The organism is uncultured Campylobacter sp. (genome assembly GCF_938045775.1).
Taxonomy (GTDB): Bacteria; Campylobacterota; Campylobacteria; order Campylobacterales; family Campylobacteraceae; genus Campylobacter_B.
In genome coordinates, this window is sequence record NZ_CALIBH010000226.1 from 1 (window position 1) to 1125 (window position 1125).

The window sequence follows — 1125 nt, forward strand, 5'->3', positions numbered from 1 at the left end:
CCCGTCGCTCGTTTCGTCCGCGCCGCTCGGCACGCTTGCCGCGCCTATGTATTTTTTATCGCGCGCACGGATCGCTTCATTTGTGCGCCTATGTATTTTTTTGTGTCACGGATGCGGCATCGCGCCGCGTATAAAATGCGGAGTACATGCAAGCGCTCGCGGGAAACGAACGGATAAAATTTAGGCGGGTAATTTCGCTCATTCGCGACCGCGGTATATTTGATCCGTGCCGCCCCTGCTACTCCGCCACAAACGAGCCGTTTGCAAAAACGTGTCGCGGCATGCCGTCGAAATACAAGTCGCAAATTAGTATTTCAGCGCGAGATTTGCAAAAGCATGTCGCGGTGCATCGCAATAGGATTGCCGCCGCATTTGAAATTATCTAGGTCTACTGGCGCGACAGGAGGGGCGGATCGTCTCGTCTATGCGCCGTTTAGACGGCGCGCGTATTTATGCTCGCCCTGCACGCGCCTTAAACGGGCGCTAGGTTTGAAATTTAACCCAAACAAGCTTGGAATTTTAAATTTAAGCGGATTTGGGCTTTAGCAGTCGGATCTGCTTGCGTGCCGCGCCGAGAACCATATCCGCGCTAGAAATATCGCCGCCGAGATAAAATTTCGCGCGACAGGCGCCGTGATGCGGCAATATGAGATTTTAACGTTCTTGAGTAAAACGTAAAGTAATTGGGGAAATCGAAGTAGCATCGGTAAGTATGAAATTTTAATGTTTTTGAATAAAACGGCTCGAAATTTAATCGTTCTTAAGTAGAGCAAGGGCAAATTAGCCTTTATAGCCAAGCTCACGATAGTTATAATTTTGAATTAAACGGCGAAATTTAAATACTCTTGGATAAAACAGCATGGAATGAACTTAAACGCCTCGGAAAAAACGTTAATTTTAACCGCACTAAACTACCGCGCTATCTGAGCTAAGCCGAGCCGTATCGTGCTGTGATGGGCGGAATTTGAGTTAAATTCCGTGCTGCATCGCACCTGATTTGCTTTAATCTCGCACCGAACTCGCTGTGCCACACTAAATTTGCCGCTAAGCCGCATTAAATTTTATGTAAAAATTTTGCTGCTAAGCTACGACAAATTTAGATCAAAATTTCGCTAGCGTGCCTAT

Annotated in this window: 2 protein-coding genes; both read left to right on the forward strand. The window is 47.0% G+C overall.

The features are described from left to right. The coding region (locus Q0238_RS09030) for a hypothetical protein (RefSeq protein ID WP_297945332.1) at positions 1-184 on the forward strand (184 nt) is incomplete at its 5' end. 188 nt (positions 185-372) lie between these two features. Then, complete coding sequence (locus Q0238_RS09035) at positions 373-546, forward strand: hypothetical protein (protein ID WP_297945336.1); 174 nt, start codon at positions 373-375, stop codon at positions 544-546. Positions 547-1125 lie beyond the last annotated feature (579 nt).